Here is a 21,717-nt window from a genome sequence, read left to right on the forward strand (position 1 = left end):
ATATTTTCCGAGACCTCGCCCGTGCTGCGGTTGCCCTCTTAACAAAGGTTAATAAAAGGTTAATTTCTGATTCGAGGAGGCTTGCCTCTCAGCAACTGGAGCAGCACGCCATGCATTCGAATTCAGCAGGATCGCGCCTTCCCTGGTTCCTATTGGCGGCGCTCGCCGTCGGCGTCGTCGCACCGGCATTCGCCGGGACGCGCCATCATGACCGCGTCTATGCCGATTCCTTCGGCAATCTCGTCATCGACAGCGCCGCCGGCTACAAGCGTATCCTCGTTGGCGAGGGCAGGCTGGCCAAGGAATTGTCCGACTACACCAGCGCCGGCCAGCCCGACGTGATCTACGAAAACGAATCGGACGATGTCCGCGGCGGCGACTGCTATAGGCCGCCGGTTTTCGTCAAGGGCCGCAGCTATATGTACGGCCTCTCCGACGGCGAAATGCCGGAGCTCAGCCCCTGCCGCTGACGGCCACGCCGCCCTTGGTTGACGGCGCCGGCAGGGCAACAGCCGGCCCCACCGAGACACGCACGCAATCGCGACCGCTGCCCTTCGCCTGATAGAGCGCTTTGTCGGCGCGCCGCAACAGGTCGGAAAAGCTTTCGCCCGGACCAAGCTCGGCAACGCCGAAGCTGGCGCTGCAGCGGTGATCCGCGGGCAGGCAGTCGATCGGCGTGGCACCGAAGGCGCTCCGCGTGCCCTCGGCAAAGAGCCGGGCGGCGGCTAGATTGGTCCCCGGCAGGAAAATCGCGAATTCCTCGCCGCCGATGCGGCCGGCGACATGATGGTCGGCCGCGGCATCGCGGAGAAAACCGGCAAAGGTCTCGATGACCCGATCGCCCGACGCGTGGCCGTAAGTATCGTTGATGCGCTTGAAATGGTCGAGATCGGCAATGACCAGTGCGGCTGGAACGGCGCGCCGCATGGCGTCACGCAGTGCGATCTCGGCATGGCGCTCGAAGCCCCCACGGTTGAGCAGCCGCGAAAGCGTGTCGGTTTCCGATTTCGACGTCGCCTCGGCGAGCACGTCGCGGACCAGGATAGCCAATGTCACCAGCGCAAGCGCCAGGCCGAACACGGTGCCGACCGACTGCGACACCAACGCATAGCTGGTCTGCGCATAAGATTGCGGGTTGGCGCCCCAGCCACCAAGCGCATGGGCGATGAAGGGTTTGCTGGCGAACTGCAAGGTGCTGGCCGCAAGGACAGCCATCAGCATATAGTCGAGCCGCTCGCGTCTTTGCCTGGACGACAAGACGATCGCCAGCCCGGTGAACTGCATGGCCGCATAGGGAAGCTGGTAGGCCGCCATTCGCACGAACGATTGGCGTGGCAGGTCCTGCACGAAGTAGACCGCGAGGGTGGCGAAGACCAGGAAGAACAGCATCGGCGGCCAAGGCGGCGAAACGCGGTATTTATGGGCAAGCCCGCCATTGAAGGCGACGGTAGCGCCAAGGAAGGCGGCAAAGGCGGCGACAACCACGGGGCGCGCATTGTCGAAGGCAGGAATGCTGAACTCGATCGCGAAATAAGCCGTGCCGAGCACATAGCCGAACGCCAGCCAGCGTGCCGACACCCGGCCGGCGTCATAGACCGCGATCGTCATGAAGGCCGCCGCCAGCAGCCCGGCAACGAACAGGTTGATCAGCAGGATGAAATTAGCGCTGCCCATGGCGTTTTGGCACTCCCCCGAACAGCAAATCACCAACGCGCGAAAAAGACGTTAATTCGAAGCCGTCGCTGACGCTCAGCCAGCACTGGTCCTATTGGGAAGGACGACCGTCTCAGGCCGCTGATAGGACAGGCATACGCTGTCGCGGCCACTCCTTTTGGCTCTGTAGAGCGCTTCGTCGGCGCGGCGCATCAGCGGGTCCAGCCCTTCGTCGCTGGCGCGGGCGGCCACGCCGAAGCTGGCGGTCACTCTTGTCTCGGGCGGAAGCCCGTCGATTCTGTCCGCCGAATAGAGCGTGCGAATGGTTTCGGCAAACAGTCTTGCCGCGCCAAGGTCGCTGAGCGGCAAAAGCACGGCGAACTCTTCGCCGCCGATGCGGCCGGCAACGCCGCGCGTACCTGCAGCCGACAGAAGCTTGGCAGCGAAGTCGGCGATGACGCGATCGCCGGCCGCGTGGCCATGTTGATCGTTGAGCGCCTTGAAATGATCGAGATCGGCAAGCACCAGAGCAACCGGCAATTGCGCCGTGGCACAGTGCTGCAGGACAAGCATGGCGCGCTCCTCGAAGCCGCGGCGGTTGAGCAGGCCCGACAGCGGGTCTGTCAGGGTTTCGGTCTTCAGGGCCTTCATCACATCGAGCGCGGCGGCGCCGAACAGGCAAAGCGCAATAAGCAGCGACAGCAATGCATGCGACAGCAGAGCCGTCGTCCAGTAGGACGAGGAGTAAAGCCCTTCATAGCTGGTGAACGGCCCATGCGCGATGACGACGGCAAGCGTCCGCCCCAGGAAGTTCAGGCCGGAAAGCAGCGACAGCACGAACAGGATCATTTCCGTCGGGCCGTTGTTGCGCACCACGCGCAACTCGGCGGCGACAGCCAGGCTGATGCCGCCGAAGCTGAAATTGATGGCAAGGATGCGCCAGGTGAGATCCGGCCGGGCAAAAAGAAACCACGAGAACGCGGCCAGGCCGCCGCAGGCCAGAATGCCGACCGCCGGGTAAGGCACGCGCCGCCCATAGCGCGCAATGACCGCGCCGGCGAGACAGCAGGTGGCGAAGGTGAAGCACAGGATCGAGATGAGCTTGGTCGGCGCCATGCCGACCGGCAGCGTGAAATACTGGAGCAGGAAGCCTGCGGCCGAGGCCGAGTAGCCCGCCGCCAGCACAGCCAGATAGGGACGGTGGCGCTGATAGAACCACAGCACGAGAAATGCCGCGCCGAGTGTGAGGGCGATGCCTGGATTGAGCAGCGCTATGAGCAGGCCGGTGTCCAAGCGCTGTAATTTCCCCTCGCTTCCCCTTGGAGGACCTTAGAGCGGAAGCCCAAACAAGCGGTTAAGCGAAAGCGAATATACGACAGGTGCGTCGACAAAGCCGCTGGGCGGAACCGCGAACGGCGAGCGGCGTTTCACGACGGCAACCAGGAGACGCTCCGATGGCCGACACGATCATGCTGACCGATCACGATGCAATTCGCTCATGGGCCGCGGCACGCGCCGGCTTTCCGGCGATCGTCGACGTGTCGCCCGAAGCCGGAACGCAGCCCATGCTGAGGCTGGTCTTCGGCCAGCATGCCTATCAGGACCAGGATGAGGCCGAACGTCCGGTCAATGCCGGCGGCTACGAACTGGTCGAATGGGATGAATGGTTCAAACTCTTCGACGAGCGCCAACTGGCGCTGGTCGTCGCAAAGGACCAACCCGGCCGTCGTGAGGGATTCCACGAATTCGTCAGGCGGCCCGACTGAAGAATGCCCGAACCGCAATGCGGCTCGGGCTCCTCATATCCGACTGCGCGCGCCTGCCCTATTTCCACTCGCGGATGTCGACGAAATGGCCGGCGATCGCCGCCGCCGCGGCCATTGCCGGCGACACCAGATGCGTCCGGCCCTTGAAGCCTTGGCGCCCTTCGAAATTGCGGTTCGAGGTCGAGGCGCAGCGCTCATGCGGCTTCAGCCGGTCGTCGTTCATGGCAAGGCACATCGAGCAGCCCGGCTCACGCCAGTCAAAGCCGGCGGCGACAAAGATCTTGTCGAGGCCTTCGGCCTCTGCCTGTTCCTTGACCAGGCCGGAGCCCGGCACGATCATCGCACTGACCCGCGGATTGACTTGTCTGCCCTCGATCACCTTGGCGGCGGCGCGCAGATCCTCGATGCGGCCATTGGTGCAGGAGCCGATGAAGACGCGATCGAGTTCGATATCGGTGATCTTGGTGCCCGGCTTCAGGCCCATATAGTCGAGTGCGCGCTGCTTGGAGGTGCGCTTGTTCTCATCAGTGATGTCGTCCGGGTTCGGCACGATGCCTTGCACCGAGACCACGTCCTCGGGCGAGGAGCCCCAGGAGACGATCGGCGGCAGCTTTGCCGCGTCGAGCACGACCACCTTGTTGAAATGCGCGCCTTCGTCGGACTGCAGCGTCTTCCAGTAGGCGAGCGCGGCGTCCCAGGCTTCGCCCTTGGGGGCGCGCGGCTTGTCCTTGACATAGGCGAAGGTGGTCTCGTCGGGCGCGATCAGGCCGGCGCGCGCGCCGGCTTCGATCGACATGTTGCAGATCGTCATGCGGCCTTCCATCGACAGCGCACGGATTGCCTCGCCCGCATATTCGATGACATAGCCGGTGCCGCCGGCCGTGCCGATCTCGCCGATGATGGCGAGGATGATGTCCTTGGCGGTGACGCCTTCCGGCAGTGCGCCGTCGACGCGCACCAGCATGTTCTTGGCCTTGCGCTGGATCAGCGTCTGCGTCGCCAGCACATGCTCGACTTCCGAGGTGCCGATGCCATGCGCCAGCGCCCCGAACGCGCCATGCGTCGAGGTGTGACTGTCGCCGCAGACGATGGTCATGCCGGGCAGCGTAAAGCCTTGCTCGGGACCGATGATGTGGACGATGCCCTGGCGGATATCCTTCTCGGAATAATATTCGATACCGAAATCCTTGGCGTTCTTGGCCAGCGCCTCGACCTGGATGCGGCTTTCCTCGTTCTTGATGCCGAACTTGCGCTCGGGCGAGGTCGACACATTGTGGTCGACCACGGCCAGCGTCTTTTCCGGATGCCGAACCTTGCGGCCGGTCATGCGCAGGCCTTCGAAAGCCTGCGGGCTGGTGACTTCGTGGACCAGATGGCGGTCGATATAGAGCAGGCAGGTGCCGTCGTCCTGGCGGTCGACGACATGGTCGTCGAAAATCTTGTCGTAGAGGGTGCGCGGTGCGCTCATTTGCTTAAATCCGTCGATTTAAAAAGGGAAAACGACGCCGGTCGGACCGGCGAAACAGCCTGGCGAGTCTGCCCTAGCTAAGTCGGCTGGTCAGCGCCCCGCAGACGCGCGCGGAAAATCGCGACGGCAGGCGTTTTCTGTCCTGCAGCACGAAACCCTTATAGGCCGGATCGCCAAAAAGCTCTTCCATGGCGCTGCTCATATCAATGTTTTGGCTTTTCAGCAATCGTGGCGGCCTTCGCAGGCGCTTCACAGCACCTCGAACACAAACGTCTTCACCAGCGCGTCGGGCTCGGCGATTGCGTAGCAGCGGAACCACGGGCTCTCCTCGACCGGCCGCCATTTTTTCGCCTGCTCCAGTTCGCCAAACACGGCTTGAAACCCGCCGCTTTCAAAAACCTGGTCGCGGACCGTGAAGATGGCGTGGCCGCCCGTCCTGGTGATGCGTACCAGTTCATGCAGGCCCGACGCCGGTGCGTGGCTGATGGTGAACACGCCGGTCGAGAAAAAGGCGCGGAAATACCCGTCCGCCCAAGGCAATGGCCCGCCGAGCATCGCCTGTTTCAGCTCGCTGTAGGCCTGCCGGCTGCCGGCGATTTTCAGCATGTCCTGCGACAGGTCGAGCCCGGCAATATCGTGGTAGCCGAGTGCCTTGAGCGACGGCCCCGACAGGCCGGTGCCGCAACCGGCGTCGAGCAGCGGCCCTTCGCCCGGCGGCACATGGCGCGCCACCCAGGCGGTGATCAGGAACGGCAGGAGATAGCCGAGCGCCGCGGTTTCGCCGTCATAGGTCGCGGCCCATTGCGCATAGGCCTTGGCGAGCGTCTCAGGCGTGTCGGCCGTATAGACCGCTTCCAGCGCCGCATTGGCCTTGTCGATGATCATGGGTCCTTCCCGGTCGCGTCCGCTCGATGGTAGCGCCGTTTTCGCCTGCCTTCTATTCCCCATGCTGGTGGCGCAGCCGCTTCTCCAGCGCCCGCAAGGCCAACGACAGGCCGACGGTCAGGATGAGATAGATATAGGCGACGATCGAATAGGTTTCGAAGAAGCGGAACGAGCCGGCGGCGTAGATCTTGCCCATCTGGGTGATGTCGGCGACGCCGAGCACCGAGACCAGCGAGGAATCCTTGACCATGGCGACGAAATCATTGCCGAGCGGCGGCAGGATGGTGCGGATCGCCTGCGGAAAGATGACCAGCCGGAAGCGCTGGGTGCGCGTCAGCCCGAGCGCCTTGGCCGCCTCGATCTGCCCCTTCTCGACCGCCTGGATGCCGGCGCGGAACACCTCCGAAATGAAGGCGGAATAGCCGATGGTCAGCGCCATGACGGCGCGCCAAAGCAACGACACGTCGCGTACCAGCAGCTCACCGAAGAGGCCGGCGCTTTGCAGCGGCGCCGTCAGCGCGTTCCATGCCGCGACGAAGGCCGGCGCGCCGGCAAAGGCGATCCAGAACAACAGCACCAGCATCGGCACGCCGCGGATGATCTCGACGTACAAGCGGGCGATCTGGCTGAGCCAGCGTGAGCCCGACAGGCCCATCAGCGCGACGCCGAGGCCGATCGCGCAAGCCAGCGCGAAGGCGACCACCGTGACGAAGATGGTGACGCCGATGCCCTTGGCGACGGTTGCGAAGACCTGGGCATAGACGTCGCTGGCAGCGATGAAGATGGCGGCGGCCAAGGCGATCGCCACGGCCACGGCAAGCCACCACGGGAAGTCGGATTTGGCTGAGGCGAGAGGCGCCGACGGCATCAAGCGGTACCGATAACAGAGTCACGAAGGCAGCGTTCTGTCACACCCCCCTCTGGCCTGCCGGCCATCTCCCCCTCAAGGGGGGAGATCGGCAGCTTTGACCTCGCGGCCCGTTCTGCAACACTGAAAATTGGCGAAAGCCGATGCGAAAGCCGATCTCCCCCCTTGAGGGGGAGATGTCCGGCAGGACAGAGGGGGGTGTACGAGCGCAGAGTCAGCGCGAGTTCCCGCGCACAATCGTCATGAAATGCGCGCAACAAGCGGGCCTACTGCCCCATCTTGTAATCAAGGAACCACTTCTTGTTGAGCGCGTCGAGCGTACCGTCGGCCTTGAGCGCAGCGATTGCCGCGTTGACCGGCTTCACCAGGTCGGAGCCCTTGGGGAAGATGAAGCCGAAATCCTCGGTGCCGAGTGGGCCGCCGATCAGCTTAAGGCCGCCATTGGACGCATCGACATAGCCCTTGCCGGCAGTGCCGTCGGTGAGCACGACGTCGACGTCGCCGGCCTTCAGCGCCTGCACCGTCGCGCCGAATGTCTCGAACAGCTTGATGCGCGGGTTCTGCTCGTTGCCGTCGAGCACGCTGTAGACGGCGGTGTAGAAGGGCGTGGTGCCGGCCTGCGCGCCGATCAGCCCGTCCTTGAAGGCGGCGAACGTCTTTGCATCGGTGAAGCGCTTCTCGTCGCCGCGCACCAGCATGAACTGTTCCGAGCGCATATACGGATCGGAGAAATCGACCTTCTGCTTGCGGTCGTCCTTGATGGTGATGCCGGTCATGCCGATGTTGTACTGATTGTCGGAAACCGCCTGGATCATCGCGTCCCAGGAGGTATTCTGGTATTCGACCTTGAAATTCAGCCGTTTGGCGATCTCGTTCATCGCGTCATATTCCCAACCGATCTGCTTGCCGGTCTTGGCATCGATGAACTGCAGCGGCGGATAGGCGTTTTCGGTCACCACCACCACTTTCTTGCCGCCGAGGTCGGGCAGCGCCTGCGCCAGAGCCGCGACAGGCACGAGAAGGCAAGCCAGCAGGCCGGCCAGCAGCAGTTTCGAATTGATCATGACGATGCTCCCCAGGAACTGAACCGCCTCGATCGGCCGAGGCATGCAGGAAATCCGGCGCCGACTTTAGCTTTCCGCCGGCGCCTTGCAAGCCGCTCCGATGCGGCGTTCGGCACGAAAATGGATTTCAATGCTTTCATCGGCGGCATTACGGAACGATCCGTATCGATTGCGGCCGATGCAGCCCGGCAAAATAGAATCCGCCTCGCGAAACAAAAAGGCGGCCGAAGCCGCCTTTCCGAAAATAAGTTCTTGAAGAGCCTTATTCGGCGGCAGCTGCTTCCGCGGCCTTGGCGGCCTCGTCGGCGGCCTTCTTCTCGGCGGCGTCCTGCGCGGCCTTCTCGGCGGCCAGCGCCTGGGCGGCGGCCACTTTCTCGGCCTCGATGCGCGCCTTCTCGGCGTTCAGCGCATCGCGCTCTTCGTCGTTCAGCTTGCGGGCGCGCACGCCGGTGTTTTCCGAAATGCGGGCCGATTTGCCGCGACGGTCACGCAAATAGTACAGCTTGGCGCGACGCACCTTGCCGCGGCGCACGATCTCGACGCCTTCGACCATCGGTGAATAGACCGGGAACACCCGCTCCACGCCTTCGCCGTAGGAGATCTTGCGGACGGTGAAGTTTTCCTGGAAGCCGGCGCCGGCGCGGGCGATGACGACGCCCTCATAGGCCTGGACGCGGGTGCGGGTGCCTTCGGTCACACGGACCTGGACGCGCACGGTATCGCCGGGCTGGAATTCGGGGAGCTTGCGCTTGGCTTCGATCTTGGCGGCCTGCTCGGCCTCGAGCTGACGGAGGATGTCCATCTCAATAATCCACTTCTTGTTCTTCCGACAGTCAGAGCGTCCGACACTCGCCTTGCAGTCGCATCGACCGCTCGGCTATGCCCTTCGTTCGAGAACTTCTGTTCGAGAACATCGGGCAGGGGCGACTACACCGTCATTGTTGACGGGCCAGAAGATCGCTCTTGGCATATTTTCTTCCGGTTCGGCGCGCACATACAGCTATTTCGGCGCTTTGTCACGCCTTCGCTGTTTCTTTTTTGGCGCTGTTTCTTTTTGGCTGAGGCCGCTGTGGCAATCCCGTGATCGCTTGTGGTCCAGGGGGTTGCGCCCGCGCGTCAAGCTTCCTAAGCCGGAAGATAAGCATTTTCCTCCAGCGACGACACCCTCATGCCAATCTTGGACGCGGTCCTGCTCTTTCTCGCCGGCTTTCTATCAGGCGCGGTCAATGCCGTTGCCGGCGGCGGCACGTTCATAACCTTTGGCGCCATGACCCTGGCCGGCCTGCCGCCGATCGTCGCCAATGCGACATCGTCGGTGACGCAATTTCCTGGCTACATCACCTCGACGCTCGCCTATTGGCACGACATCAAGCATTTCTGGCGTGGCGCACTGCTGCTCAGCCTCATTTCGGCTCTCGGTGCGCTGTCTGGCGCGCTCATCCTTCTAGGGCTCGACAACCCGTCGTTCCGCGCCTTGGTGCCGTGGCTGCTGCTGGCGGCAACCGCATTGTTCGCTGCCGGGCCATGGCTGAAGCCGGCGCCCAAGCCGGAGCATGAGGCCGCGGTAGGTTCGCTGGTCGGGTCGCTGGCGCAGTTCGCCACCGCCGTCTATGGCGGCTTCTTCGGCGCCGGCATGGGCGTCATGATGCTGGCGACGCTCGGTCTCACCCAGTCCGGCGACTATCACCGGCTGAACGCATTGAAGAACATGCTGGCCGTGGTCATTGCTGCGGTTGCCATCCTCGTCTTCGTCTCGGGCGGCGTCATTGCCTGGCTGCAGGCGATCATCATGATCCCGGGTGGCGCGCTGGGTGGCTATGCCGGCGTCTGGATCGCCAGGCGCGTGCCGCAGAACGCGGTGCGCGGCTTCGTCATCGCCGTCGGCCTGTTCCTGGCTTTCTACTATTTCGATAAGGGCTGAGCGGCTGACAGATCCGGGCGTCGCTCCTTCGTCAGCCTCTCCGCTTCGGCCCGCCGCCACGCCGCGATCTTCCTGTGATTGCCCGAAATCAGCACTTCGGGGATCGGCCGCCCCTCGAATTCCTGCGGCCGTGTGTAATGCGGATGTTCGAGCAGGCCGTTTTCAAAGCTCTCTTCCTCGCCCGATTCCGCATTGCCCATGACGCCGGGCAACAGCCGCACCACCGCATCGAGCAGCACAAGTGCTGCCGGCTCGCCGCCGGACAGGATGAAGTCGCCGATCGACACTTCTTCGAGCCCCCGCGCTTCGATGACCCGCTGGTCGACGCCTTCGAAGCGACCGCAGACGATCACCGCACCCGGCCCAGCGGCGAGCTCGCGCACTCGCGCCTGTGTCAGCGGTTTTCCACGCGGACTCATTAGCAGTTTTGGACGCCGATCGCCCGGCGGCGAGGCATGGTCGATGGCGCTGGCCAGCACGTCCGCCCGCATCACCATGCCGGCGCCGCCGCCGGCCGGCGTGTCGTCGACGGTACGATGGCGATCGCTGGCGAAGTCGCGGATCTGGATTGCTTCGAGCGACCAGATGCCGGTCTCCAGCGCGCGTCCGGCCAGCGACAGCCCAAGCACGCCGGGAAACATCTCGGGATAGAGCGTCAGCACCGAAGCGGAAAAGCTCACCGGTTGCCTCCGGCGTCCTTCGGCCCGCGCGGCCTGCCCTTGGGGTCGAAGCTGTCGCGGTCGGCAGACGCTCCGTCGTCGTCCTCGACCAGCCCTGCCGCGGCCGGATCGACGCGGACAAAGCCACTGGCGATCGACACTTCCGGAACGGCGGCCTGCGTAAACGGAATAAGCACGCCTTTGCGCCCCGCCAGCGTCACGTCGAGAATGTCGCCGCCGCCGAAATTGTGCACGGCGACGACCTCGCCGATGGCGGCACCCGTGTCATCCCTGACCTCCAGCCCGACGAGGTCGGCATGATAGAATTCGTTCTCTTCGCCCTCGTCCGGCAACACCGAACGGTCGACGAACAATTCGGTGCCGGCGAGCGCCTCGGCGGCATTACGATCGCTGATGCCTTTGAAGCGCACCACCACCACGGTGTTGGCGGGCCTGATGTCGACGATCTGGAAGGCGCGGCCGTCCCTGGCATAGAGCGGACCGTAATCGGCCAGCGCCAGCGGATCGCCGGTAAAGCTCTTGACGCGCAACTCGCCCTTGATGCCATGCGCGGCACCGATCACGGCCATCTGGACGGGGTTTTGCGGCTTGCTCATCTGCGGAAAATCCTTTGCCTTGCTCTAACCCCAGCCCGTCGTCATTTCAATGACGCCGCTCTTCACCGCTTCCTAACCCGAGTGCCGGAAGATGGTAGGGAATTGGAAGAGCGCAATGCAGGAATTCCTCATCCCGGCAAAACCCGACCTTCAGGCGGCGCGCGAGGCCTGGCTGAAGATGCTGGCGCGAGAACGCCGGCTGTCGCCCGAAACCGTCGAGGCCTATGAGCGCGACACGCGCCAGTTCCTGCATTTCCTCACCGGCCATTGCGGCGGCTCGCCCGGCATTTCCGACATCGCCGATCTGCGCCCCGCCGATCTGCGCGGCTTTCTCGCTGCTCGCCGTGCCGGAGGCGCCGGCCCGCGTACGCTCGGGCGGGGGCTGGCCGGCATCCGCTCGCTGCTGCGTTTCCTGGAACGGCGCGGCCTCGCCAATGCGGCGGGTGCGGCGGCCTTGCGGGCGCCGCGGCAGCCGAAATCACTGCCCAAGCCGCTGACGGCAAGCGATGCAAAACACGTCGTCTCGGTGGAAGGCCAGGTGGCGGAGGAGCCGTGGATCGCCGCCCGCAACGCTGCCGTGCTGACATTGCTTTACGGTTCGGGCCTGCGCATTTCCGAGGCGCTCGGCCTGTCGAGCGCCGATCTGTCCTCGCCTGGTGATACCGTGCTGCGCGTCACCGGCAAGGGTGGCAAGACCCGGCTGGTGCCGGTTCTGCCGGTGGCGCTGCGGGCGATTGCTGAATACCGCCGCCTCTGCCCCTGGTATCTCGATCCCAAGGGCCTGCTGTTTCGCGGTGCCCGCGGCGGCCCGCTCAACCCGGCGATCGTCCAGCGCGACATGGCCAAGCTGCGCTCGGCGCTCAACCTGCCCGACACGGCGACGCCGCATGCGCTGCGCCATTCCTTCGCCACGCATCTGCTAGGGCGCGGCGGCGACCTGCGCACCATCCAGGAGTTGCTCGGCCACGCCAGCCTGTCGACAACCCAGATATACACCGGCGTCGACACCGCCAGGCTGCTCGAGATTTACGAAGCAGCTCATCCTCGTGCGTGATCGATGCATGTGTCGGTGGCCATCTCGCAACAATTTTGATGCGCCGGTTAACCGTTTTGCCGCTTTTTGCGCCTAGAACCGCAGCATGAAACGCCTCATCGCCATCGCCGACCGCGCGACCCATGTGTCGCTGAAGCTGCTCGTCGCGCTGAACGCCCTGTTTTTCCTCTCTTTCCTCATCGTCGCGCTGCTCGCGGCGGGCAAGGCACGCGCCGAGACTTCGGCCTGCACCGGTAGCGATATGCTGAGCGCGCTGCAAAAGGACGACCCGGCTGCCTACCGCAAGATCGAGGCGGAGGCGGCAGCGACGCCGAACGGCAAGGGCCTGCTGTGGAAGCTCGAAAAATCGGGCGAAAAACCGTCCTTCCTGTTCGGCACCATGCACGTTACCGACCCGCGCGTCACCACGCTGCCACCCGCCGCACAGAAGGCATTCGATGCGGCTGGCACCGTCATCATCGAGACCACCGAAGTGCTCGACAAGCAGAAGATGATGGCAGCAATGCTGAAAGAGCCGGATCTGATGATGTTCACCGACAAGACGACGCTTTCGTCGCTGCTGTCGCCGGAGGATGCGGCGGTGGTCAACAAGGCGCTCGATGCGCGTGGCATCCCGCCAGCGACCGTCGCCAAGATGAAACCTTGGTTGCTGTCGGCGATGGTGGCGCTACCTGCATGCGAAGTCGCCCGCCAGGCTGGCGGTGCGCCAGTGCTCGACGTCAAGCTTGCCAAGGACGCCGAGGCTTCGGGCAAATCGGTCGAGGGGCTGGAGACAATCGCCGACCAGCTGCGCGCCATGGCTTCGCTGCCGATCGCCTTTCACCTGAAGGGACTGGTCGATACGCTGAAGCTTGGCGACAAGGTGAACGACGTCAACGAAACCATGATCGTGCTTTACCGGCGTGGCGACACTGGCATGTATGTACCGCTGTTTCGGGCTATCGTCCCCGAACAGGTAGACGACCAATCGGGTTACGCCGAATTCGAGCAGACCATGATCACCAGCCGCAACAAGGTGATGGTCGATCGTGCAGCGCCGATCCTCGCCCACGGCAATGTCTTCATGGCGGTCGGCGCCATGCACCTTCCCGGAGCGCAAGGCTTGGTCGAGGGTTTCCGCAAGACCGGCTATACGGTGACCGCCGTCAACTGAACGACACGGCGGAGTTGCGCACCGAATCATTGCCGAGGCGGGACCAGCCCTTACGCGTGGCGCGACGGCGGACCAGCCGCGCTTCGTACCAAGAAACCGAAAAAGGTTCGGTTTGGCTCGATCGAACCCATTTTGCGGTGGAAATGCATGCCTGCGAGCGATTCCGGATCAGAATTGCCCTGTTTTCGGCGTTTTCAACGCCTAATGTGAAACCGATTCAACGATTGTACGTTGATGGCTATTACTTGATGTTTTTCATCCACGGAGGACACTTTTATGGCGAACACACCCAATCCGAACGACCCATTCACCTCGCCGGGCTCCGCACGGCCAAGCGGCGGCGGCAGCGGCTGGCTGATTGCCCTGGTCGTCGTTATCCTGGCAATTGTCGCCTATTATGTTTTTGGAAGACGTAGCGAGGCACCTGCGCCTGCCGAACCGCCCGCAGCCAGCACACCAGCTCCGGCCCCAGCGCCGGCCGAGCCGATGAAACCAGCCGAACCGGCTCCTGCGCCAGCTCCGGCAACACCCGCTCCGGCTCCGGCCCCGGCAACACCGGCTCCGGCTCCGGCCCCTGCGCCAGCCCCGGCACCAGCACCAGCGCCGGCACCGGCTCAGTAATCAGACTGCTGATTTAATATATGAACGGTCCGCTGAAAGGCGGGCCGTTTTTTTGGGGAGCAGCCGTCGATGCTCTGAGCTGCGATTAGCCATGGGCCAACTTCATCTTCGTCATCCAGCGCGGAGCAGGAGCGAAGCGACATCGCGGAGACCCTGGAATCCATCTGCGGTTGAGAATGGAAGCCGTCTGTGGTGATCCTTCGCGCCCCTCTCTGTCCTGCCGGACATCTCCCCACTTGGGGCCACTTGGGGGAGATTGGCTATTTCGCCAATCGCCACCGTCGCCTGCGATTCAACCGCTCAGATATGGATCGGCTTGAAGAACGTCGCCAATGCCGCCTCCTTTACCGCTTCCGACATTGTCGGATGGGCGTGACAGGTGCGGGCTAGGTCTTCCGACGAGCCGCCAAATTCCATCAGCACGGCCGCCTCGTGGATCATCTCGCCGGCGCCGAAGCCGACGATGTGGACGCCGAGTACACGGTCGCTGGCCTTGTCGGCCAGGATTTTCACAAAGCCGTCGGTGTGCAGCATGGCGCGCGCGCGGCCATTGGCGCTGAACGGGAATTTTCCGGCCTTGTAGTCGATGCCGGCCTTCTTCAATTCTTCTTCGGTCTTGCCGATCGTGGCGATTTCCGGCGTGGTGTAGACGACGCTCGGAATCACGTCATAGTTCACATGACCGGCCTGGCCGGCGATGGTCTCGGCCACCGCCACGCCCTCGTCTTCGGCCTTGTGGGCAAGCATCGGCCCGGCGATGACATCGCCGATGGCGTAGATGCCGGGCACGTTGGTCCTGAGATGGCCGTCGGTCTTGACCCGGCCGCGCTCGTCGACGTCGACGCCGGCCTCCTTCAGCCCGAGAGCGTCCGAATAGGCCCGTCGTCCCGTCGCAATCAGCACCGCGTCCGCCTCGATCGTCTCGGCCGCACCGCCCTTGACCGGCTCGAAGGTAACCGTCGCCCCCTTCTTGGCCTTGGCGACGCCGGTCACCTTGGCGCCCAGCCTGAATTCAAAGCCCTGCTTCGACAGCAGGCGCTGGAACTGCTTGGAGACCTCGCCATCCATGCCGCCCAGGATGGTATCGAGGAACTCGACCACGGTGACCTTGGCGCCGAGCCGCGCCCATACCGAGCCGAGCTCCAGACCGATGACACCACCGCCGACCACCACCAGATGGCCCGGCACCTTGTCCAGCGACAGCGCGCCGGTCGACGAGACGATCACCTTCTCATCGAAATCGACCTCGACGCCGGGAATGCCGGCGACGTCGGAGCCGGTGGCGATGACGATGTTCTTGGTCTCGATCTCCTCGACCTTGCCGTCATCGGAGGTCACCGACACCTTGCCGGCCGCAACCACCTTGCCGGTGCCACGAAAACTGTCGATCTTGTTCTTCTTGAACAGGAAGGCGACGCCATTGACGTTGGCCGTCACCGTCGCATCCTTGTGTGCCATCATCTTCCCAAGGTTGAGCTTGGGCGCGCCGATCTCGACGCCGAGCGCCTCGAAGGAATGGCCGGCCTCGGCAAACATCTCGGACGCATGCAGCAGCGCCTTTGACGGGATGCAGCCGATGTTGAGGCAGGTGCCGCCGAAGGTCGGGTTCTTTTCGACCACCGCCGTCTTCAGACCGAGCTGCGCCGCCTTGACGGCGCAGACATAGCCGCCTGGTCCCGATCCGATGATAACGACGTCATAGGCCATGATACTGTCCCCTTTTGCTTTAGCGGCCGCCGCCGATTTCCAGATTGGCGCCGGTTGTGTAGGACGCCTCGTCCGACAGCAGCCAGAGAATTGCGGCTGCGACTTCCTCGGCGGTGCCGACGCGCTGCATAGGCACCACCTTGCGCATTCTCTCGGCCCGATCCGGCTGACCGCCGGAGGCATGAATTTCGGTGTCGATGATGCCCGGGCTGACCGCGTTGACACGAATGCCTTCGCCGGCCACTTCGCGGGCAAGCCCGACGGTGAAGGAATCGACCGCGCCCTTGGAGGCGGCGTAGTCGACATATTGACCCGGCCCGCCAAGCCTTGCCGCGATCGAAGAAACATTGGCGATGGCACCGCCCTTGCCGCCATGCCTGGTCGACATCCGCTTCACCGCCTCGCGGGCGCAAAGCATCGGCGCGATCACATTGATGCGCATCATGCGCTCCAGCCTCGCAGCGCTCAGCTCGTCGACGCGCGCGCTCTGGTCGACCACGCCGGCATTGTTGACGAGCGCGTCGAGCCGACCGAAACGGGCATCGACAGCCTCGAACATGGCCAACACGTCCGTCTCGCTGCCGACATCGCCCTTGACCGCAAAGGCTTCTCCGCCAGCAGCCTCGATGTCGGCGACCACCGTTTCGGCGGCTTTTGCATTCGACATGTAATTGACCGCAATACGATAGCCGGCCCTGGCGGCAAGCCTGCATGTAGCGGCGCCGATGCCGCGGCTGCCGCCGGTCACCAGCAGGATCTTTCCGCTCGCGCTCATTCCTGACATCCTTTCAGGGCAAAGACGTCCCAGGGCACCTTGGAAAAGCCGTTGGCGCCGTAGGCCGCCGACATCTGCAACGACGCTCCCAGATCGGGCAGGATCAGCTTCTTCGGCGCATCCTTTCCTTCGCCCGGCAGCAACGCGATATTGCCCTGGTCGTCGGCAGTGTAGATGACGCCCTCCCACACGGTGCAGGCGGCGAGCTCGTCGCCGGTGACGTCGCCGGCCGGGCATTTGTACATCAGCGAGCCATGCGGCCGCGCCGCGCTCTCGGTCCACATGACGATGCCGTCGAGCACGACGCCCTTGTCGAGCACCATCTTGAAGCTGTTGGTGACGGCGGCCGACTCGCCGGTCGGCCTGAAATCGATCTCGGCGGCGTTTTCAGGATCGCCATAGACGGCGAGCTCGAGCGGGCAGGCGGCGTGCGCGACCGCCGGGATCATCGCCGCGCCGACCGCTATCGATGCGGTCGACAGGCTTTCGGACAAGAAAGAACGGATCGTCACTGCTATCCGCCTTGAACAGCTTGATCGAGGATGAAGACCGTCGAAAGAAAATAGTCTATCTCAAACGCTACGTTTTCATTCCTGTCGACCGGAACCGCGTTCACCTCGTATTTGAGGGTCAAGATGCGAGAACTCTCCGCCAGCTCAATATAGACGTCGCGCTCACGACCGCCGCCGATTGCCCACTTGAACTCGCTCTTGTTCAGGAACTGCAGTGCCTTGGGCAAGGTATGTATGGCAATCGGTTTTGTGCCTGCAAAAGTCACGGGATGCCGGCCCACATCGACGTTAAGATGGCCGTACCAAGTCGCCATCGTTCCACCCGATTCCAGTCTTCCGAAGACAGGCTCGACACTAATCGACCTCAGACGAAAATCGGGACTGAAGAAGAACTCGCAATTGGCACCATAGATGCACCACGCCGATCCGGCGTCCCCGTGGCGATAATGATTGTCCGCCCGCAGATCCTCCGGATCTATCAAGCTGCGAACCGTCTCGCGGTCGCTCTTGCCGAGCTCGATTGGGCCAGCACGGCCTGTCGACAATAGTTCGAACAGATCTATCGGGTCGATCGGCTCAGCCACCGGAGCCCCCTAGAGGTCGAGCACCAGCCGCTCGGGATCCTCCAGGCTTTCCTTGACCCGGACCAGGAAAGTCACCGCTTCCTTGCCGTCGACGATGCGGTGGTCGTAGGACAGCGCCAGATACATCATCGGCCGGATCACGATCTGGCCGCCGACCACCACCGGCCGCTCCTGGATCTTGTGCATGCCCAAAATGCCCGACTGCGGCGCATTGAGGATCGGCGTCGACATCAGCGACCCGTAAACGCCACCGTTGGAAATCGTGAACGTGCCGCCTTGCATATCGGCGACGGAGAGCTTGCCGTCGCGCGCCGCAAGCCCCAGCCTGCCGATGTCCTTCTCGATTTCGGCGATGGACATCTGGTCGGCATTGCGCACAACCGGCACGACAAGGCCTTTCTCTGTACCGACGGCAACGCCGATATGAGCGTAGTTCTTGAAGATGATGTCGGTGCCGTCGATCTCGGCATTGACCGACGGGATCTCCTTCAGCGCATGGGTGACGGCCTTGGTGAAGAAGCCCATGAAGCCGAGCTTCACGCCGTGCTTCTTCTCGAACACGTCCTTGTATTTGCCCCTCAGCGCCATCACCGCGCTCATGTCGACCTCGTTGAAGGTGGTCAGCATGGCGGCGGTCGATTGCGCTTCCTTGAGGCGGCGCGCGATCGTCTGGCGCAGCTTGGTCATGCGCACGCGCTCCTCGCGCGACGCATCGTCGGCCGGGGACGGCGCGCGCGCGGCAACGGGTGCCGGTACAGGCGCTGCCTTCGGCATTTCGGCCGGCTGCGACGGCGCGCCCCTGGCGATAAGGTCGAGCACGTCGCCTTTCAGCACCTGGCCGCGCTTGCCCGAGCCCGACACCTGGTCGACCGCGAGATTGTGCTCGGCCAGCAGCTTTGCCGCCGACGGCGCCGGCGGCATTGTGCGCGTCTCGATCGCGCCGGCGTCGCCGGCGATCTTGGCCGTCTCGGCAGCGGCCTGCTTGACGCTCGAGGCTGCGGTGGGAGCCGAAGCCTGCGATACCGCATCCTGTTTGTCCGCCGGAGCGGCGGCGGCATTGGCTGCCGCGCCGGCGCCCGCCGAAATCGTGCCGAGCAGTGCGCCGACGCCGACCGTCTCGCCTTCCTTGACGGCGATCTCGGCGAGCGTGCCCGCGGCGGCGGCCGGCACTTCCACCGTCACCTTGTCGGTTTCGAGCTCAACCAGCGGCTCATCGGCGGCGATCGCGTCGCCGACCTTCTTGAACCATTTGCCGATGGTCGCCTCGGTGACGGATTCACCAAGTGTCGGGACGCGGATTTCGGTTGCCATTGTGCCTGTCCGTTTCTTTCGGTTCTGTTCTATTCACCAAGCGCGTCGTCGAGCAAGGCGGCAAGCTGGGCGAGATGCTTCGACATCAATCCGGTCGCCGGCGAGGCGGCGGCTGGCCGGCCTGTATAGCGCACCCGCTGATGCTTGGCGTCGATATGCGCCAGCACCCATTCGAGATACGGGTCGATGAACGACCATGCGCCCATGTTCTTGGGCTCCTCCTGGCACCACACCATCTCGGCATTGCGAAAGCGCGACAGTTCGGTGATCAGCGCCTTGGCCGGGAACGGATAGAGCTGCTCGACGCGCAGCAAATAGATGTCGTTGATGCCGCGCTTCTCGCGCTCTTCGTAGAGGTCGTAATAGACCTTGCCCGAACAGAGCACGACACGGCGGATTTTCGAATCCTTGGTGAGCTTGATGGCCTGGCCTGACAGCAGCTGGGCATCGTCCCACAACAGCCGGTGAAAGGCGCTTTCGCCCGACATTTCCGGCAGCGTCGATACCGCCCGCTTGTGGCGCAGCAGCGACTTCGGCGTCATCAGGATCAGCGGCTTACGGAAGTCCCGCTTCAATTGCCGGCGCAAGATGTGGAAGTAATTGGCCGGCGTCGTGACGTTGGCGACCTGCATATTGTCTTCGGCGCAAAGCTGCAGGAAGCGCTCGAGCCGGGCCGACGAGTGCTCCGGCCCCTGGCCTTCATAGCCATGCGGCAGCAGGCAGACGAGGCCCGACATTCTGAGCCATTTGCGCTCGCCCGACGAGATGAACTGGTCGAACACCACCTGGGCGCCGTTGGCGAAGTCGCCGAACTGCGCTTCCCACAGCGTCAGCGCCTTCGGCTCGGCCAGCGAGTAGCCATATTCAAAGCCGAGCACGGCCTCTTCCGACAGCATCGAGTTGATGACCTCGAAGCCGGCCTGCGCCGCCGACAGATTGTTGAGCGGAATGTAGCGTGTCTCGTCGCGCTGGTCGTAGAGCACGGAATGGCGCTGCGAGAAGGTGCCGCGCTCCGAATCCTGTCCGGACAGCCGGATCGGATTGCCGTCGAGCAGGATGGCGCCGAAGGCCAGCGCCTCGGCCGTCGACCAGTCGATGCCTTCGCCGGACTCGATCGCCTGGCGGCGGTTGTCGAGGAAGCGGATGATCGTCCTGTGCGCCTCGAAATCCTTCGGCACCTCGGTCAGTTTCTTGCCGATCTCCTTCAGCATCTTGACCGGCACGGCGGTCTTGCCGCGCCGCTGTTCGTCCTGGTTGTCGGCCGAGCGCAGGCCGGACCACGCGCCGTCCAGCCAGTCCGCCTTGTTCGGCTTGTAATGCTGGCCCACCTCGAATTCCTGCTCGAGATGCGCCCGCCAATCGGCCTTCATCTTTTCGAACTCGGCCTGGGTGATGTGGCCTTCGGAAATCAGCCGGTCGGCATAGATCTGCACCGTCGTCTTCTGGTTGCGGATCTTGCGATACATGATCGGTTGGGTGAAGGCGGGCTCGTCGCCCTCATTGTGGCCGAAGCGGCGGTAGCAGAACATGTCCACCACGACAGGCTTGTGGAACTTCATGCGGAATTCGATCGCCACCTTGGTGGCATGGACCACGGCTTCCGGATCGTCGCCATTGACGTGGAAGATCGGCGCCTCGATCATCTTGGCCACGTCGGACGGATAGGGCGACGAGCGCGAGAAGCGCGGGTTGGTGGTGAAGCCGATCTGGTTGTTGATGATGAAATGCAGCGTGCCGGCGACGCGGTGGCCGCGCAGGCCCGACAGGCCGAGGATTTCGGCAATCACGCCCTGACCGGCAAAGGCGGCGTCGCCATGCAACAGCAGCGGCAGCACCTTGGCGCGCTCTTCCAGCGGCACGATCTCCTCGCGGCTGCGGCCGAACAGATAGTCCTGCTTGGCGCGCGCCTTGCCCATCACCACCGGGTCGACGATTTCCAGATGCGAGGGATTGGCGGTCAGCGACAGATGCACCTTGTTGCCGTCGAACTCGCGATCCGACGAGGCACCGAGATGGTACTTCACATCGCCCGAGCCCTCGACCTCGTCGGGCGCAGCCGAGCCGCCCTTGAACTCATGGAAAATGGCGCGGTGCGGCTTGGCCATCACCTGCGACAGCACGTTCAGCCGGCCGCGATGCGCCATGCCGAGCACGATCTCCTTCATGCCGAGCTGGCCGCCGCGCTTGATGATCTGCTCCAGCGCCGGGATCAGCGACTCGCCGCCATCGAGGCCGAAGCGCTTGGTGCCCTTGTACTTGACATCGATGAATTGCTCGAAGCCTTCCGCCTCGACAAGCTTCTGCAGGATCGCCTTCTTGCCGGCGGCGGTGAAGGAGATCTCCTTGTCGGTGCCCTCGATGCGCGCCTGGATCCAGGCCTTCTCCTCGGGATCGGAAATATGCATGAATTCGACGCCGAGCGTCGAGCAATAGGTCCGGGTCAGGATATCGAGCATCTGCCGGATGGTGCCGAATTCCAGCCCGAGCACATTGTCGAGGAAGATCGGCCGGTCGTAATCGGCTTCGGTGAAGCCGTAATTCTCCGGCGACAGCTCGTTATAATCCTCGAGCGGCTTGGCAATGCCCAGCGGATCGAGATTGGCGTGCAAATGGCCGCGCATGCGGAAGGCGCGGATCATCATGATGGCGCGGACGGAATCGCGCGTCGCCTGATGCACGTCGGCGTCGGAAAGCGCTGCGCCGTTGCCGACCGCCCTGTCCTTGACCTTCTTTTCGATGTGCTTTTCGACCAGGCCCCAATTGCCGTCCAGCGCCGAGACCAGCTCGCCATTGGCCTGCATCGGCCAGGAGGGCTTGGCCCAAGAGGCGCCCTTGGCGTTCCTGCGCACGTCGCCGGCGTCATCCTTCAGCGCCGCGAAGAAGTCCTGCCATTCGGGATCGACCGACGCGGGATCGTCCTCATAGGCGGCATAGAGCGCGTCGATATAATCGGCATTGCCGCCATAGAGGAAAGAGGTAAGCGAAAACTGGTCGTTGGCCTGATCTTGTCTTGCCATGTCACTGTCGAAGCCTTTGCTTCGTCTCCTTTGTTGGAGGGGAGTAAGGGAATAGGGGAGTAAGGGAGTAGGGCAATGCCCT

At 63.6% G+C, this 21,717-nt stretch carries 20 protein-coding genes; 5 read left to right on the top strand and 15 right to left on the bottom strand.

Going from position 1 to position 21,717, the window contains the following annotated elements; genetic code table 11:
* Positions 1-110: 110 nt before the first annotated feature.
* Positions 111-470, top strand: coding sequence for a hypothetical protein (locus NKH60_RS20345; RefSeq protein WP_352873129.1), 360 nt, complete (start codon positions 111-113; stop codon positions 468-470).
* Here NKH60_RS20345 and NKH60_RS20350 read toward each other — a convergent pair.
* Both NKH60_RS20350 and NKH60_RS20355 read right to left on the bottom strand, forming a co-directional pair.
* Positions 454-1,674, bottom strand: coding sequence for a GGDEF domain-containing protein (locus tag NKH60_RS20350; protein WP_352470793.1), 1,221 nt, complete (start codon positions 1,672-1,674; stop codon positions 454-456). The genes NKH60_RS20345 and NKH60_RS20350 overlap by 17 nt on opposite strands.
* Before the next feature lie 75 nt (positions 1,675-1,749).
* The gene (locus tag NKH60_RS20355) at positions 1,750-2,946 is read right to left on the bottom strand and encodes a GGDEF domain-containing protein (protein WP_352832390.1); all 1,197 of its coding nucleotides are present in this window, start codon (positions 2,944-2,946) and stop codon (positions 1,750-1,752) included.
* A gap of 161 nt (positions 2,947-3,107) precedes the next feature.
* On the opposite strand from NKH60_RS20355, the gene NKH60_RS20360 reads away from it, so the two are divergent.
* A complete protein-coding gene (locus NKH60_RS20360) occupies positions 3,108-3,419 on the top strand; it encodes a hypothetical protein (RefSeq protein WP_023679773.1) in 312 nt (103 codons plus the stop codon).
* Positions 3,420-3,477: 58 nt separating this feature from the next.
* Here NKH60_RS20360 and leuC read toward each other — a convergent pair whose 3' ends face one another.
* From leuC to rplS, 5 genes are all read right to left on the bottom strand, one after another.
* The gene (gene leuC, locus NKH60_RS20365) at positions 3,478-4,887 is read right to left on the bottom strand and encodes a 3-isopropylmalate dehydratase large subunit (protein ID WP_352470795.1); all 1,410 of its coding nucleotides are present in this window, start codon (positions 4,885-4,887) and stop codon (positions 3,478-3,480) included.
* A gap of 249 nt (positions 4,888-5,136) precedes the next feature.
* Positions 5,137-5,772, bottom strand: a complete 636-nt coding sequence (locus NKH60_RS20370; RefSeq protein WP_352817296.1) for a class I SAM-dependent DNA methyltransferase — start codon at positions 5,770-5,772, stop codon at positions 5,137-5,139.
* 52 nt (positions 5,773-5,824) lie between these two features.
* Positions 5,825-6,640 carry an amino acid ABC transporter permease gene (locus tag NKH60_RS20375; RefSeq protein ID WP_352540836.1) on the bottom strand — a complete coding sequence of 272 codons (816 nt, stop codon included), beginning with the start codon at positions 6,638-6,640 and terminating at the stop codon, positions 5,825-5,827.
* A gap of 266 nt (positions 6,641-6,906) precedes the next feature.
* Positions 6,907-7,704, bottom strand: coding sequence for a transporter substrate-binding domain-containing protein (locus NKH60_RS20380; protein ID WP_031212709.1), 798 nt, complete (start codon positions 7,702-7,704; stop codon positions 6,907-6,909).
* 262 nt (positions 7,705-7,966) lie between these two features.
* The gene (gene rplS, locus NKH60_RS20385; RefSeq protein WP_254817835.1) at positions 7,967-8,506 is read right to left on the bottom strand and encodes a 50S ribosomal protein L19; all 540 of its coding nucleotides are present in this window, start codon (positions 8,504-8,506) and stop codon (positions 7,967-7,969) included.
* Positions 8,507-8,872: 366 nt separating this feature from the next.
* Between rplS and NKH60_RS20390 the strand changes: the two genes are divergently transcribed.
* Positions 8,873-9,625 carry a sulfite exporter TauE/SafE family protein gene (locus NKH60_RS20390; RefSeq protein ID WP_023679781.1) on the top strand — a complete coding sequence of 251 codons (753 nt, stop codon included), beginning with the start codon at positions 8,873-8,875 and terminating at the stop codon, positions 9,623-9,625.
* On the opposite strand, the gene trmD is transcribed toward NKH60_RS20390, so the two are convergent.
* Together trmD and rimM are read right to left on the bottom strand one after the other, a co-directional pair.
* Positions 9,607-10,305: a tRNA (guanosine(37)-N1)-methyltransferase TrmD gene (trmD, locus tag NKH60_RS20395; RefSeq protein ID WP_352540835.1), complete on the bottom strand. Its 699-nt coding sequence runs from the start codon at positions 10,303-10,305 to the stop codon at positions 9,607-9,609. The two genes, NKH60_RS20390 and trmD, sit on opposite strands and share 19 nt — an antisense overlap.
* Positions 10,302-10,901: a ribosome maturation factor RimM gene (gene rimM / locus NKH60_RS20400; RefSeq protein WP_352540834.1), complete on the bottom strand. Its 600-nt coding sequence runs from the start codon at positions 10,899-10,901 to the stop codon at positions 10,302-10,304. The genes trmD and rimM overlap by 4 nt, the downstream gene beginning before the upstream one ends.
* A gap of 115 nt (positions 10,902-11,016) precedes the next feature.
* Between rimM and NKH60_RS20405 the strand changes: the two genes are divergently transcribed.
* Both NKH60_RS20405 and NKH60_RS20410 read left to right on the top strand, forming a co-directional pair.
* On the top strand, positions 11,017-11,955 hold the full coding sequence (locus NKH60_RS20405; RefSeq protein WP_352540833.1) for a tyrosine recombinase XerC: 939 nt from the start codon (positions 11,017-11,019) through the stop codon (positions 11,953-11,955).
* Between the two features lie 85 nt (positions 11,956-12,040).
* On the top strand, positions 12,041-13,108 hold the full coding sequence (locus NKH60_RS20410) for a TraB/GumN family protein (RefSeq protein ID WP_352832385.1): 1,068 nt from the start codon (positions 12,041-12,043) through the stop codon (positions 13,106-13,108).
* Positions 13,109-14,029: 921 nt separating this feature from the next.
* Here the strand turns inward: NKH60_RS20410 and lpdA are convergent.
* The 6 genes from lpdA to NKH60_RS20440 all read right to left on the bottom strand — a co-directional run bounded on the left by lpdA (position 14,030) and on the right by NKH60_RS20440 (position 21,635).
* The gene (gene lpdA, locus NKH60_RS20415) at positions 14,030-15,436 is read right to left on the bottom strand and encodes a dihydrolipoyl dehydrogenase (RefSeq protein ID WP_352850294.1); all 1,407 of its coding nucleotides are present in this window, start codon (positions 15,434-15,436) and stop codon (positions 14,030-14,032) included.
* Positions 15,437-15,455: 19 nt separating this feature from the next.
* Positions 15,456-16,211, bottom strand: coding sequence for an SDR family oxidoreductase (locus NKH60_RS20420; RefSeq protein ID WP_352470803.1), 756 nt, complete (start codon positions 16,209-16,211; stop codon positions 15,456-15,458).
* A complete protein-coding gene (locus tag NKH60_RS20425) occupies positions 16,208-16,660 on the bottom strand; it encodes a hypothetical protein (protein ID WP_352832430.1) in 453 nt (150 codons plus the stop codon). Before NKH60_RS20425 ends, NKH60_RS20420 begins: the two co-directional genes overlap by 4 nt.
* A gap of 65 nt (positions 16,661-16,725) precedes the next feature.
* A complete protein-coding gene (locus tag NKH60_RS20430; protein ID WP_352832380.1) occupies positions 16,726-17,307 on the bottom strand; it encodes a hypothetical protein in 582 nt (193 codons plus the stop codon).
* A 9-nt stretch (positions 17,308-17,316) separates the two neighbouring features.
* Complete coding sequence (odhB, locus tag NKH60_RS20435) at positions 17,317-18,618, bottom strand: 2-oxoglutarate dehydrogenase complex dihydrolipoyllysine-residue succinyltransferase (protein ID WP_352470805.1); 1,302 nt, start codon at positions 18,616-18,618, stop codon at positions 17,317-17,319.
* 29 nt (positions 18,619-18,647) lie between these two features.
* Positions 18,648-21,635: a 2-oxoglutarate dehydrogenase E1 component gene (locus tag NKH60_RS20440; protein WP_352615459.1), complete on the bottom strand. Its 2,988-nt coding sequence runs from the start codon at positions 21,633-21,635 to the stop codon at positions 18,648-18,650.
* Positions 21,636-21,717 lie beyond the last annotated feature (82 nt).

Source organism: Mesorhizobium sp. M1006 (genome assembly GCF_040318825.1).
Taxonomy (GTDB): domain Bacteria; phylum Pseudomonadota; class Alphaproteobacteria; order Rhizobiales; family Rhizobiaceae; genus Mesorhizobium.